Raw genomic sequence first — 12,225 nt, 5'->3', positions numbered from 1 at the left:
TTCTGTACACCAGCTGAAGTATTTCGAAAGGAATTAGCACGTGCGCGCAAAGGCCGCGCCGCCTAATCCTGATCCACCTGGAACTCCCATGAGCCCTTCGTCTGTGTGCTTTATCGGTACTGGCTAATTTACTATTGCAATTTGCGACCTTATTTTTTTGATAGTTAAAGACATCTTGATTCGGCAATTTCATTCTCCACAAAAATAGTATGAGTATCCAAAAATATGACGGGTATTTGAATAGGATACTTATTAAGCGAGAATGGTATTGGAAATCTGTGGAAGCCACTCAGCGGAACCATACCTTTATCCCAACCCCACGCAAAAAAACATCAAGTAATCCGTCAGATATGATGACTTAATTGTGGGAAAGTTCTAATATGAAGAAAACAGTTTAGATAATTGGGGTGAAGAGATGGCAACCTATTCGCAGATAGAACTAGACATAATCAAATCATTTAAAGGGCTGATGAAAGACCATGAATTCACTGAGATCTCAATTAAAATGATCGCTGAAAAAGCCGATATCACTCGACGCGGCTTTTACAATCACTTCTTAGATAAATATGATCTTGTCAGTACCATCTTTGAGCATGATCTTTTTCCAACAGTCATCAGTTTGACGAATATCAATGACTGGGATCAAGGGGCGCTGTTTATCGTGAATTATCTCCAAGACAATCGCGACTACTATAAAAAATTGTTGTCGCTTGAAGGACAAAACTGTTTACAGACAGAATTTTATAAATTGACTGAGATGCAGATTGGGATCTTGATCCCAGAAATATTGGTCGGTAGGAAAATTTCTGACGAAGATCAGGCATTTTTAAGCGATTATTATTTTCACGCTTATATGGGACTGACTACCGAATGGGTCAAAGGTAAATATGGTTTTTCAACTCAGGAGTTCGTTAAACGGTGGAAAGCCTTACTCAATAATTCAATGCATAATTATCTGGGCAACTACGCTCGATGAATTACACAGATTGGATTAAATGAGAAAGATGTTACATTTGTGCCAATATGTGAATTGACAAATATTTCACAAGGAACTATTCTTTCCCTGTAAACGAAAGTTGACTTGAAAGGAGTTAGTTCTGATGAGTAAATATAAAGTTATTATTTGGGGATTAGGAAACGTTGGTCGTTCCGCAGTGAGAATGATCTCGGAAAGACAAAATATTTTTGAATTGGTTGCAGCCGTTGACGTTGATCCAAAGAAGTTAGGTAAGGATGCCGGAGAAGTCTTTGATTTTGACAAAGTCGGCGTCAAAGTTTCAGATGATATTGATGCAGCCTTGAAACTTCCAGCTGACATTGTGCTCGACTTTTGCCCAACGGAAATGGACAAACAAGGAACATTCATGCCTTCTGCTATTCGACTCGCCAAATCGCTCGATGCCGGTAAAAACGTTATTACCACGATTCCGGTATATCATGTTCAAGACAGTCAGCCAGAAGTATATGAATATCTAAATGAACATGCTAAAGCACATAATGTTGCTTTTGTACCATTTGGACTTTTGCCAGGCGATTATGCCTCATATATCCCACTAGTTTTGGCCGGGGCCATGGGCCACGTGGATAAAATTGTTGTTCAATCCGGTGAAGATGACTGGCACAACACATCAGGCTGGGTCGATGTCTTCTCATATGGCGGCGATATCAATAAATATCCAAAACCAGACTCAGACGAAGATCTCTTGGCTAAGTTCATTTATGCTTATTATTCATCCGGCGTATACGAGATGGCCGATAGAATCGGTCTGAAATATGATACCTTCAAACCAGAGCATGAAGTCTTCACTGCACCCAAAGATTTGGAAACGATCAAGGGTACAGTCAAAAAGGGCAGCATTTATGCCCACAGATTTACCATGGCACTTTACAACGGCAACGAACAAGTAGCCGCCTTAAGATATGTTCATAAAGTTGATAATAAAGAGACACCAGAATTACCGATCAATAATACGATTCATATTGAAGGCTTGCCGTCAGTCGATGCGCAGATCGATGGATTGATCCCAGAAAGAGAAGGCTACGTTTCATCAGCCGCTCCAGCAGTCAACTTGATCCCTAGCATTCTCGAGACCGACAAGACAGGTTATGTTGAAGTCTGCGACCTTCCAGTAGTGATTGCCAGACCATTGGATATTGGCGCAAAAAAATTAGTCTAGACTAGGCTTTCGAAGCTGCTTTGACCATTAAGGTTGGAGTAGCTTTTTCATTTGCAAGTAAATCATTACGGCTTGTGTATACGGTATACAAAATGGAGAAAACGCTGACTAGTTTATAAATCATTGAGACTTAACGGCCGGATAAATGCTGATCTGATTATAGAAATAACAACAAAAAGGCCACGCTAAAAATCATATTAATTATAATCGGGAAATTTATTAATAATATTCAAGAAAAATAAAAACCGTGGGTACATTATTTAAAACAGATTTCTTGTATGCAGAGAAATTTACTTTGAGAATAAACGGAATTACTTATTGGATGATTCTATTTGCTAATTAAATGCCATGATGTTCATACTGCCAGTAACATCAACTGCAGAATTTTATTTTAATGAATTTCACAATGTGGTTTCATATATGAATTGAGCCTTTCAAATAAAATCGCTAACAATATTTGTTATGAAGCTAAGCCTTGATTTAATGGTATTTTATCGATTGATAAATTGACGGAAACAATATAAAAATGATTTTAATCACTAAAAAATTGATTGTGAAATAACATTGAAAAACCTAGATTGCATAATTAAAGTTACCACCCAGAAAATGTGAAAAAAGACCTGTCCTTTCTTGCTAAAATGGTGTTTGCATAACATACCATCTAGAGAGAAGGACAGGTCCCATGGCCATTATAACCTTAATTGAACGATCTCAGATAAAACTGATGCAACACCACACGATTCAATACATCGCTGCGACCTTAGGCCGCTCTCGTATTTCTATTAGGCATGAGCTTCACCGTTGCCCTGAAGGTGATTACTCCGCCATTATAGCTCAGGATCATGCCGATACTTGTCGGCATCGTTGTGGTCGGCACTCGATTTTAACGCCTAAGTTGAAGCGGATGGTAACTGAGAGGCTAACCCTAGGTTGGTCCCCTGAAATGGTCGGTTATGCCGTTCACTGTGCGCCACACACGATTTACCACTGGATTTATCAAAGACAAGTCGATTTTCAGCCAAGTCAACTCTTTGATCACGGTAAACGTCATAAAAGAAGACAAGACCTTCGGTCGCGCTATAACCAAGCAGTAGGCACCTCAATTGAGATTCGCAGTGAGTCAGCTAATCGGCGAACCGAAAAAGAACATTTAGAGATGGATACAGTTCGCGGTGGTCGCGGGTCAAAGGCTGCTGTTTTGACCATTGTCGATCGGGTCACACGTTTAATGGCGACAACTAAGCTTGAAAACTTATCACAAAATGCTGTTCTCAAGGGTTTTGCGAGACTGATGGTGGACTTTCCGGGTCCGGTTCGATCAGTGACGGTTGATCACGGTAAAGAGTTTTCCTGCGATCAGGCGCTTACAAAGCGCTATCGGATACCGGTTTACTTTTGCCACGCCTATCACCCGAATGAACGGGGCACAAATGAACGGTTCAATCGAGAACTTCGCTACTATTTCCCGAAGGGAACACAGTTTGATAAGGTTTCAGAGGCCAATATTCAACGAGCCACAGCGCTTATCAATAACAAACCCAGAAAATGTCTCCGTTGGCAAACCCCAGTTCAAGCAGTGAGCAAGCCTCTTTCTAGGTGGTAACTTTATTATTGCAATCTAGGAAAATAAATCATACCGTGGGTATTATCTCCATAGATATAAACGTAAATTTATATCGAACTTTTAATATTGTTTTAAAAGGGGGATACGGGATGTCATTGGTAAAAAAGGCTATTGTCTATCTTTCGGTTGCTGCTTTAGCAGCTCCAATCGTCGCGAGTGGTGGCGTTGGGGTTGTCAACGCTGCTGTAACAGGCGGGGCGCATGAACAAAGCAACGAAAACGACAAAGCCTAATTTACGATTGAAAGTTCCATTTCGTGATGCAAATGATATTTTCAATCTTCATATTGACAAACAGAAAGGAGGATATGTATTAGTTACTAATATTGCCACGTCGGATAACAACGTGATTCAAAAGGGCGAGCAATTGGTATTGCATTTTGATCCTAAAAATATCGACTTAACTGATAGTGCAGTCGTCAATCAGGACGGAAAACTTCCATATACGGTCCAAAAAGATGTCGATCATTCTACTGTTACTTTGACTTTTGATCAAGATGTTGATAGCGGTGACTTTGAAACTGCCATTGGTCTAGCAACGAAAAACATTTATACGACGAGTTCGGTGAAAGCTGATTTTGAAGGCGCAAATGTCAAAATAGCTAACAACCAGATCATTTCTAAATGGCATCAGGGCCAGACTCAACAGGCAACGACAAGTTCACCAACCTATCAAAAACAATCCAATTTAGCCAGTGGTGAAAATCAGCAACAGACAACGACTCGAACAGTAACTCGGTCAACTAAGACTGTCTCAACGACTACGACTTCAAGAACGTATCAAACGTCCACTCAAAAACAGACGCAGTCGCAAACTAGACAAAGTTACACGCCAACATATGGCGAAGCCGAAAAGGCAATTATGGGTCGGACGAACATCTCAATCAGTGGGACAGGTAGTCAAGCAAATACGCAAACTTCAGCTAATTTAACTAATGATCAGCCGAATATTTCTGCAAATAAGCAACAGAAGACTCCTGCAACTACTAATTCGACGCCGTCGAAAAAGGTTTATAGTGGTTTCACTAATTCAACAGTTGAAACAAAGCCACAAAAGTCGGCTGTTCAATCTTCAACTGATTCGACACAAGCTGCAACAACCGCTGATGCTACAAATGGTGCTGCCGACCAGTCCAACCAGCCACAAACAAATGCTGGTCAGACTCAAGCAAGCTCACAGGCGCAGACAAATGCAACGGTTGAGATGACGGTGCCAATTTATGCTAACAGTAGTTCAGTCGTTGACGTGCAGACGCCCAATGGAACACCTAGCGATCCTAAAAAGACGTTAGATCAGACTTTGCAGGAACAACAAAATAACCCACAAAAATCTGACCAAACATATCACGACAACGCTACTTTTGAAGATACTAAAAAAGACATTGTCAACAAGATCCCATCAGCTACAGCTGATGAACAAGCTCAAGTTGTCAAAACAATGCCTTGGATCTGGAATTACATTGCTAATACCGGCAATCAAAACAAGATTTTCCGTTTCAATACCTTGCTTTCAACTGGCCGGGTTGCTCAAACGAACGTCAATGCAATTGCTGATTCGAACAGTGACAATATTTTGCAACAAAATATGCCTAAACTATTAAAAGCTTTTGGTGAGAATTTGTCAGCCAATGCTTTTGACAAGCCAATGGACATTGACTTTCTGTTAGATTCTCAGCTTTACCAAGATTACTTGGCTGGAAAATATGTGCCTGCAAATCAGACCATGAATGCCAATGATGCTTGGAAAGCTATGAACGGACGGATCTCCGTTCAAAAAGGGAAGTTTGTCAAATGGTGTTGAAGGATAGTTTCTATCCTTTGGAGATCTCCTCGTGTGGGAGATCTTTTTTGTTGTTTTATTAGTTGCGGCGTTTAATCTGGTGTGTTGTCTGAATATCGTACTTGAAGGCATAACAAATAAGCCTACCATCGTGACGTTATTGTGGTAGATAATCTAGGCAATCAGCTGGTAGACGCGTGTGAACATATTGGCCTGATTGGAGAAGCCATAACAAGCACGTTTGAGCTCCTTGATCTTACGGTTGATGCCCTCTATCGGTCCGTTAGAGTAGGACGATTTGGCGGCGTTAATTACGCCATTAAGATTCTTTCGTAAGGTATGCATGGCCGTATCTAGGGGCGTGCCGTTAGGCTGATAGTTAGTGATGATATTCTTGAGTTCATCAGCGTGACGCCCCATCAAAGCATCGTGGAGATCGATGTAGGTTTCATAAGCGGTTTTGAAGGCCGGAAACGTATCGGTTCCAATATCAATAGCGTTCTGTTCGGTCGAGTACTCATTCAGGCCGAAGAGGTAGCGGCTCTTTTGTGCGTCAGGGGTGGCCTTGTGGAATAGGCGCCATAGTGATTTCAGTACTTTATATTCCCGCGAATGCTTGTCGAGTTGCTTTAAACATTGAGTGCGAATGGTACCCATCGTCCGGCCCATTAATTGAATAATGTGGAACCGATCAATAATGAGTTCGGCGTTAGGGAATAGTTCGTGCACGAATGCCTGATAGGAAGCGTTCATGTCCATGATGACGCGTTGAACCGCGGCCCGTTCTGCGGTGCTGTACTGACTAAGAAAGAACTGTTTGATGGTTCTATTAAGGCGGTCGCTAAGTACTTTAACGGGTCTAGAATTTTTAGTGTTGGAAAGTATTTCCATTCCAAAAGTACTAGGCCCTAATTTAAAAAGCCATTGATAATGGATCAAAAACGGCCAATAGGGTATACCCTATTGGCTTTTTTTGATTCTGTGCTATACTAGGAATTACAAATGTTCATTAGAACTGTCCAAAAGGAAGTGCTGACAATGGCTAAAATTGGTTATGCTCGTGTGAGTTCCAAAGAGCAACATTTAGATCGACAGCTAGCGGCCTTAAAAGGCGTTGATAAATTATTTACGGATAAATTAAGTGGAGCTAACACTAATCGGCCAGAACTGCAAAAAATGCTGGCCTATATCCGTGAAGGCGATATTGTCCTGGTTACTGAATTAGACCGCTTGGGCCGAAACAACCAGGACTTAACTAAGATTATGAACACCATTCAGAACAAAGGTGCCACCCTAGATGTGTTGAATTTGCCGTCCATGACGGGGATTGCGGATCCTAACTTGCGTCAACTGATGACTAACTTAATCATTGAACTGTATAAGTATCAGGCCGAAAGTGAACGGAAGCGGATTATTGAGCGTCAACAACAAGGCATTGCCCTGGCTAAGCAACAAGGCAAATATCATGGTCGGAAGCCTCAATATGCCAAAGATGATCCCCGCTTACAACATGCATTTAAGCTTTATCAGGCGGGCATGAGTGATGTAGATGTGTCCCGTAATACCGGGATTAAGCGAACGACCTTTATCAGATATCGAAAGAAGTTCGATATAAAAAGATGAGATTTATATGCGATAATTACGTTATACTAGTTTAGAGAGGGTGACATAATGATCATTCAAACAAGGGAACTTACTAAAACTTATCAATCAAAAGTGGTGGTTGACCATATTGATTTAGCAATCAAAGAAGGAAGCTTAACCGCGCTACTAGGACCCAATGGCGCTGGCAAAACAACCACTATATCGATGCTCACAAAGATATTAAATCCAACCAGTGGAATGATCAAGATGAAACCAGACATAAAGATTAGCATGGTATTTCAACAGAGTATTTTAGATAATGATTTGACAGTTATGGAAAATTTGAGTATTCGAAATAAACTTTATAAAGAAGCCAAATCTAATCATATTGATGCTTTGATTCAGAAAATCGGGTTAACTGAATTTATTAATCAAAAATACGGCCGACTTTCTGGTGGGCAACGGCGACGAGTTGATATAGCAAGAGCTCTACTTAATCAACCTGATATTATTTTTTTGGATGAGCCAACTACGGGTTTGGATATCCAAACCCGCTCGGCAATTTGGAAATTGTTGCATTCATTGCAAAGTCAAAATAATTTAACCATTATTTTGACGACACACTATCTTGAAGAAGCAGACAATGCAGATGAGGTTTATATTATTGATCATGGCAAAATAATTGCCAGCGGATCCGCTGATGAAATTAAAACACAAAACTCTAGCAGTAAACTCGTGATTGTTTCTGAACAAGCTGATCAATTAATGGCATTGATACCAAGTAAAATAATTCATACGCAGATTAATCATAAAACCATTTGTTTAAAGGCTAATTCTGACGAAGCACTCTCATTATTATTAAATTTTCGTAGTTTCATTAAAACGTTCACTTATCAAGAGGGTACGATGGATGATGCTTTTTTGTCATTAACCGGAAGGAAGATGCGTTGATATGATTACTTTAACAAGGAGAAATCTACTGTTGTATTTCCGCAATCGCCCCGGAGTATTATTTTCATTATTGGGAGCAATGATTTCATTTCTCTTATATATTGTCTTTCTAAAAAAGTCAATGATAAGTAGCTGGAAAACTGTCCCTAATTCTCACCAATTACTTGATTTTTGGTTGATTGGAGGGACTTTATCAGTGACTGCCATCACAACCACCCTTACCTCACTTGGACAATTAGTAAAAGATAAAGAACGCAAGGTTATTAAAGATTTTTGTTTAACAGACCTTTCTCATTTTGAAATCACCATGAGCTATATGTTAAGTGCCGCTTTGATTGGCTTTATTATGCAAATAGTTATGTTCGCACTGATGATAGGATACTTTTCAATCACAGATAACTTGACCATGCCATGGGAGTCGCTACCAGCTGTAATTTGCGTTGCTCTTTTTAGCTCTTTACTAGCAGTTGTAATTAATATGATGTTTATCCAGTTTATTAGTCGCTTTGATTCCTTGAACGCTATAGGAACAATTGTTGGCACGGCCTCTGGCTTTTTAGTGGGTACCTATATTCCAATTGGTATTCTTCCTAACTTTGCGCAGTTACTTATCAAATTAACTCCGGGTGCATATGTAGCAGCCATTTATCGACAAATACTTATGGCAGATAAATTAAAAACCGCTTTTCATGGTCAGCAAAGCCATTTTGAAAAAGCGATGGGGATTAAGTTAGAGTGGCATCATTTATTAACTGGAATGCAAACGACTGTGCTCCTTACCGTAGTTTTTTTATTAGGAATAGCAGTTTTACTAATTGTTGACTTAATTCGAAGTAAGGAAAATGTGAGAACGGTTGATTGAGATAGCAAGGGAAATCATGCTAAAAACTATGCAGTGTCGGATTTACAGTTCGACTCTGAATGTTCGGGAATGACTTTCTATGTTTATCGTAAAGTCTAACTAAAAAAGTAACTATTAAGTAAAAAAAGTATCAAAGTTAGTGACCTGATTTTGATACTTTTTTTCGTAAAGCGGTTTGAAATTTTCAATGATGTATAATTGGTATCAACAACTAAATTGATTCATTAATTGGGAGATAGTGACTATGGACAAAAGGATTGTGCGGACGCAAGCTAAAGCTGAAAAAGCTTTGTTTGAATTGATGCAAGAACAAAACTTTTCAGAAATTTCAATTACGGATATTGCTAATCAAGCAAAAATATCACGAATGGCTTTTTATCGCAACTATAACAGTAAGGAAGATATTTTGAACAAGTTTGTTCAAAAAGAATATGCAACTTTTGTTGATGACATTACGACGCATCATTTTAAAGAATTAGAGCAGTTGTTGGAAGTTTATTTTGATTATTTTAAAAATAATCCAGCTGTTTTATCGGCAATTGTTAACGCTTCAATTGAAGGCTTTGCTCTTCGAAAGCAAAGTGACTACTTGCTTGGTTTTTTTAAAACGCAAATTAAAAATCAGCAGCCAGCACCAATAGAGATTGCATATTATTCGGGCGCTATTTTTGCTAGTTTACTATATTGGCGAGAAAACGATTATCAATATTCCGCAGCCGAGTTGGCCGAGCACCTAGCAGAAAAGATCAAAAATGATTTACTGCAAACTGGCGAAAAAATATTTTAGCCGATTAATGGAAAAAACAATCAAAAAAAGAGGCACTACAATTTTACTTTTGCAGTGCCCCTTTTTACTAGACTAAATTACTTTGTTAGACCATGTCCTGGAGTTTGAGTTTCTCGTAAATAAACTGGATCGGTCTTAGAGATTTGAGAATTATTTGAACAACCACCTAGTCGATGACGACAACAACTGTCGTTTTGGGGTTTAAGATGTTTTCCAATTACAACCCCAGTAGCTAAAGCGATTGGAACTAAAATTAAATGCCGCTTTTTCATGAACTTTTCCTCCTTTGATTTAGAGTAACTTTTGAGATTTCAAAATTTCTTCAAGATAGGTGCCATGGACCTTTTTCAAAAAGGCATTTAAACCAACTTTTTCAATTTGAGTTAAAGGCAATTCAGTCAAGCGCTTTTTATCATTCAAATAATATAAGGCACTTAAGATTGTTCGTAAGTCAAAGGCTGAATTAAAGACTTCTGGAACGCCACGATCAATGTCAAGCAGTCGGTAGACCGCTTCCATAGCAGTTCTGACAGAGTATTCAGTTGTAAAGACGGTGTCTCGCTCAGTTTCGGCAAAGTTCCCAATAAAAGCCAAATTGCTTGAACCTTCAGGGACAACTAAAGGACGATCGCCAGCTTGGCGTGGCATAAAGTACGAAGTAATGTATGGCATGTGAATTGGAATTGAATTAGCTGATTGCGCGATCTCAGCAATTTGATTTTCTGGAACACCAATATGATAAAGAAATTCTTGACAGATTTCTGAACCACTGCAATCAGTAATTTTTTTGTGAATATAATTTCCGGGCTGATCGGAAAAGAGACCATATAACCATACAATTAATTCATTTGGCTTTTGTTGTTGAAAATGTGGTTGACGGCTGATAGAAATTCCTAATAACCAATTCGAGTCCCTAATGGAAACTGGACCACTGGTAACAATTGAACCACTATACGGATCTTTACCAGTAATTTTTTGAATATAGGGTACGATTCGATCGTCTTTAAAGGTGCAAGTTGCCGACATGACCCAGTTAGCCGCTGGAATATTTTGATAAAATTTAGCTGGATGCCCGAAAGCTGGATCTTGAGCCGCTAATTTTTCCCATAATTCCCAACTAGCACCGATTGGATGCGTTGCTGGTGCTGAATGTTCATTATCACCGTAAGTCGTGCTTTCGGTAATTGATCCATTTGTAACGAAAACCAAATCGTCAGGCGTCAAGTCGAGACTTTGTTGCTTACCATCGACCGTTAGCTCAATTTTAACAGCTTGTTTTTGTTTACCAGTTTGTTTAACAATGATATTGTCAACGGTGGTATTGTATTGGAATTTAACGTCGTGATTTTCAAGATATTTAATCAATGGTTTGATTAATGACTCATATTGATTATATTTGGTAAATTTCAATGCTGACATATTTTGCAAGGTGCCAACATGATGGACAAAGCGTAATAAATAACGGCGCATTTCCATTGCACTTGCCCAAGGCTCGAAAGCAAACATGGTGGACCAATAGAGCCAGAAATTTGATTTAAAGAAGTCATCGCTGAAAACTTGATTAATTTTGACATTGTCAAGTTGGTTTTCCGGTGTTAGCACTAACTTGGCCATTTCGTCAATTGCTTTTCGAGAAAGCGTCAACTGACCATCACTAGGCAACTGAGTACCACGTTTTTCGATTACGCGGGTATGTGAATTACTTGGATCGGCTTTATTTAGCCAATAGAATTCGTCAAGTACCGAAACACTGGCATCTTCTAAGGTAGGAATTGAACGAAAAAGATCCCAAAGAGTTTCAAAGTGAGGTTCCATTTCACGCCCACCACGAATAATATAGCCGCGTTGTTCATTTAAAATCCCATCCATGCTGCCACCGGGAAGTCCAAGTTCTTCAAAAACATGAATTTGGTTTCCAGGAACCTGACCATCGCGCACTAAAAAAGCGGCGGCAGCTAAACCGGCTAAACCGGACCCGACAATATAAGCTGATTTCTTGGTGGCGTTTGCTGGTTTTTTAGGCCGAGCAAATGCTTCATAATTACCACTACTGTAGTACATGAAAATCCCTCCTTGTAAAATAAGATACCAAGTATTTGTTACATCTGTAACTGAATATAATATACAACAGTTAACAAATTTATTCAATCAAAATTATTTTCTCAATTAATATGGCAAATTCTATAATTAATCCGAACAGAAATTAAAAAGCCCAAAGCAATCACTTACAATGGTAGTAGCTAATTCCAACCAATATAGGGAGTGATTACTTTGGGTACATCTACTTTATCACGTTTTGCTCCTATCCTAGTATTTGGTACATAAATTTCTGAACAGTTGTGCCATAATTAATAAAATAAGATAGGAGCATTCCAATGAAACGATATCAAGATGATTAATCAACTTAATCGCATCGGCGATTTTGAACTAGATACAGTCGTTGGTCCTCGTGGGCATAGTA

General features: G+C 39.2%; 11 protein-coding genes and 1 pseudogene. 9 read left to right on the top strand and 3 right to left on the bottom strand.

Going from position 1 to position 12,225, the window contains the following annotated elements:
* Positions 1-415 precede the first annotated feature (415 nt).
* From FC15_RS05485 to FC15_RS05470, 5 genes are all read left to right on the top strand, one after another.
* Positions 416-976 carry a TetR/AcrR family transcriptional regulator gene (locus FC15_RS05485; RefSeq protein ID WP_057824719.1) on the top strand — a complete coding sequence of 187 codons (561 nt, stop codon included), beginning with the start codon at positions 416-418 and terminating at the stop codon, positions 974-976.
* A 124-nt stretch (positions 977-1,100) separates the two neighbouring features.
* Complete coding sequence (locus FC15_RS05480; RefSeq protein WP_057824717.1) at positions 1,101-2,177, top strand: hypothetical protein; 1,077 nt, start codon at positions 1,101-1,103, stop codon at positions 2,175-2,177.
* A gap of 682 nt (positions 2,178-2,859) precedes the next feature.
* Positions 2,860-3,780 carry an IS30 family transposase gene (locus FC15_RS05475; RefSeq protein WP_146979153.1) on the top strand — a complete coding sequence of 307 codons (921 nt, stop codon included), beginning with the start codon at positions 2,860-2,862 and terminating at the stop codon, positions 3,778-3,780.
* 110 nt (positions 3,781-3,890) lie between these two features.
* A complete protein-coding gene (locus FC15_RS09170) occupies positions 3,891-4,034 on the top strand; it encodes a hypothetical protein (RefSeq protein WP_157051247.1) in 144 nt (47 codons plus the stop codon).
* Positions 4,003-5,601 carry a hypothetical protein gene (locus FC15_RS05470; RefSeq protein ID WP_057824714.1) on the top strand — a complete coding sequence of 533 codons (1,599 nt, stop codon included), beginning with the start codon at positions 4,003-4,005 and terminating at the stop codon, positions 5,599-5,601. Before FC15_RS09170 ends, FC15_RS05470 begins: the two co-directional genes overlap by 32 nt.
* Positions 5,602-5,754: 153 nt before the next feature.
* On the opposite strand, the pseudogene FC15_RS05465 reads toward FC15_RS05470, so the two are convergent.
* Positions 5,755-6,441 (bottom strand): annotated as a pseudogene (locus FC15_RS05465) (ISL3 family transposase); the annotation flags it as partial.
* Positions 6,442-6,618: 177 nt separating this feature from the next.
* Here FC15_RS05465 and FC15_RS05460 point away from each other — a divergent pair.
* The 4 genes from FC15_RS05460 (at position 6,619) to FC15_RS05445 (ending at position 9,764) form a co-directional block, all read left to right on the top strand.
* Positions 6,619-7,203 carry a recombinase family protein gene (locus tag FC15_RS05460; RefSeq protein WP_057824712.1) on the top strand — a complete coding sequence of 195 codons (585 nt, stop codon included), beginning with the start codon at positions 6,619-6,621 and terminating at the stop codon, positions 7,201-7,203.
* Between the two features lie 48 nt (positions 7,204-7,251).
* Entirely contained in the window at positions 7,252-8,115 is an 864-nt protein-coding gene (locus FC15_RS05455) for an ABC transporter ATP-binding protein (RefSeq protein ID WP_057824710.1), read from the top strand.
* A gap of 1 nt (position 8,116) precedes the next feature.
* Positions 8,117-8,977, top strand: coding sequence for an ABC transporter permease (locus FC15_RS05450; protein ID WP_057824709.1), 861 nt, complete (start codon positions 8,117-8,119; stop codon positions 8,975-8,977).
* Between the two features lie 244 nt (positions 8,978-9,221).
* Positions 9,222-9,764 carry a TetR/AcrR family transcriptional regulator gene (locus FC15_RS05445; protein WP_057824707.1) on the top strand — a complete coding sequence of 181 codons (543 nt, stop codon included), beginning with the start codon at positions 9,222-9,224 and terminating at the stop codon, positions 9,762-9,764.
* Positions 9,765-9,841: 77 nt separating this feature from the next.
* Here the strand turns inward: FC15_RS05445 and FC15_RS05440 are convergent, their stop codons facing one another.
* Both FC15_RS05440 and FC15_RS05435 read right to left on the bottom strand, forming a co-directional pair.
* Complete coding sequence (locus tag FC15_RS05440) at positions 9,842-10,036, bottom strand: hypothetical protein (protein ID WP_057824705.1); 195 nt, start codon at positions 10,034-10,036, stop codon at positions 9,842-9,844.
* A gap of 19 nt (positions 10,037-10,055) precedes the next feature.
* On the bottom strand, positions 10,056-11,825 hold the full coding sequence (locus FC15_RS05435; protein WP_057824703.1) for an oleate hydratase: 1,770 nt from the start codon (positions 11,823-11,825) through the stop codon (positions 10,056-10,058).
* Positions 11,826-12,225 lie beyond the last annotated feature (400 nt).

Origin of the sequence: Lapidilactobacillus concavus DSM 17758, from assembly GCF_001435835.1 — a bacterium.
In the GTDB taxonomy this organism is placed as follows: domain Bacteria; phylum Bacillota; class Bacilli; order Lactobacillales; family Lactobacillaceae; genus Lapidilactobacillus; species Lapidilactobacillus concavus.
Note: the sequence above shows the minus strand (reverse complement) of the source record. Positions and strands in the feature narration are given on the sequence as shown.

Coding starts and splice junctions, on each gene's coding strand:
- FC15_RS05450 (WP_057824709.1), top strand. CDS start 8,117: ATGATTACTTTAACAAGGAGAAATCTACTGTTGTATTTCCGCAATCGC.
- FC15_RS09170 (WP_157051247.1), top strand. CDS start 3,891: ATGTCATTGGTAAAAAAGGCTATTGTCTATCTTTCGGTTGCTGCTTTA.
- FC15_RS05470 (WP_057824714.1), top strand. CDS start 4,003: ATGAACAAAGCAACGAAAACGACAAAGCCTAATTTACGATTGAAAGTT.
- FC15_RS05475 (WP_146979153.1), top strand. CDS start 2,860: ATGGCCATTATAACCTTAATTGAACGATCTCAGATAAAACTGATGCAA.
- FC15_RS05480 (WP_057824717.1), top strand. CDS start 1,101: ATGAGTAAATATAAAGTTATTATTTGGGGATTAGGAAACGTTGGTCGT.
- FC15_RS05440 (WP_057824705.1), bottom strand. CDS start 10,036: ATGAAAAAGCGGCATTTAATTTTAGTTCCAATCGCTTTAGCTACTGGG.
- FC15_RS05460 (WP_057824712.1), top strand. CDS start 6,619: ATGGCTAAAATTGGTTATGCTCGTGTGAGTTCCAAAGAGCAACATTTA.
- FC15_RS05455 (WP_057824710.1), top strand. CDS start 7,252: ATGATCATTCAAACAAGGGAACTTACTAAAACTTATCAATCAAAAGTG.
- FC15_RS05485 (WP_057824719.1), top strand. CDS start 416: ATGGCAACCTATTCGCAGATAGAACTAGACATAATCAAATCATTTAAA.
- FC15_RS05445 (WP_057824707.1), top strand. CDS start 9,222: ATGGACAAAAGGATTGTGCGGACGCAAGCTAAAGCTGAAAAAGCTTTG.
- FC15_RS05435 (WP_057824703.1), bottom strand. CDS start 11,825: ATGTACTACAGTAGTGGTAATTATGAAGCATTTGCTCGGCCTAAAAAA.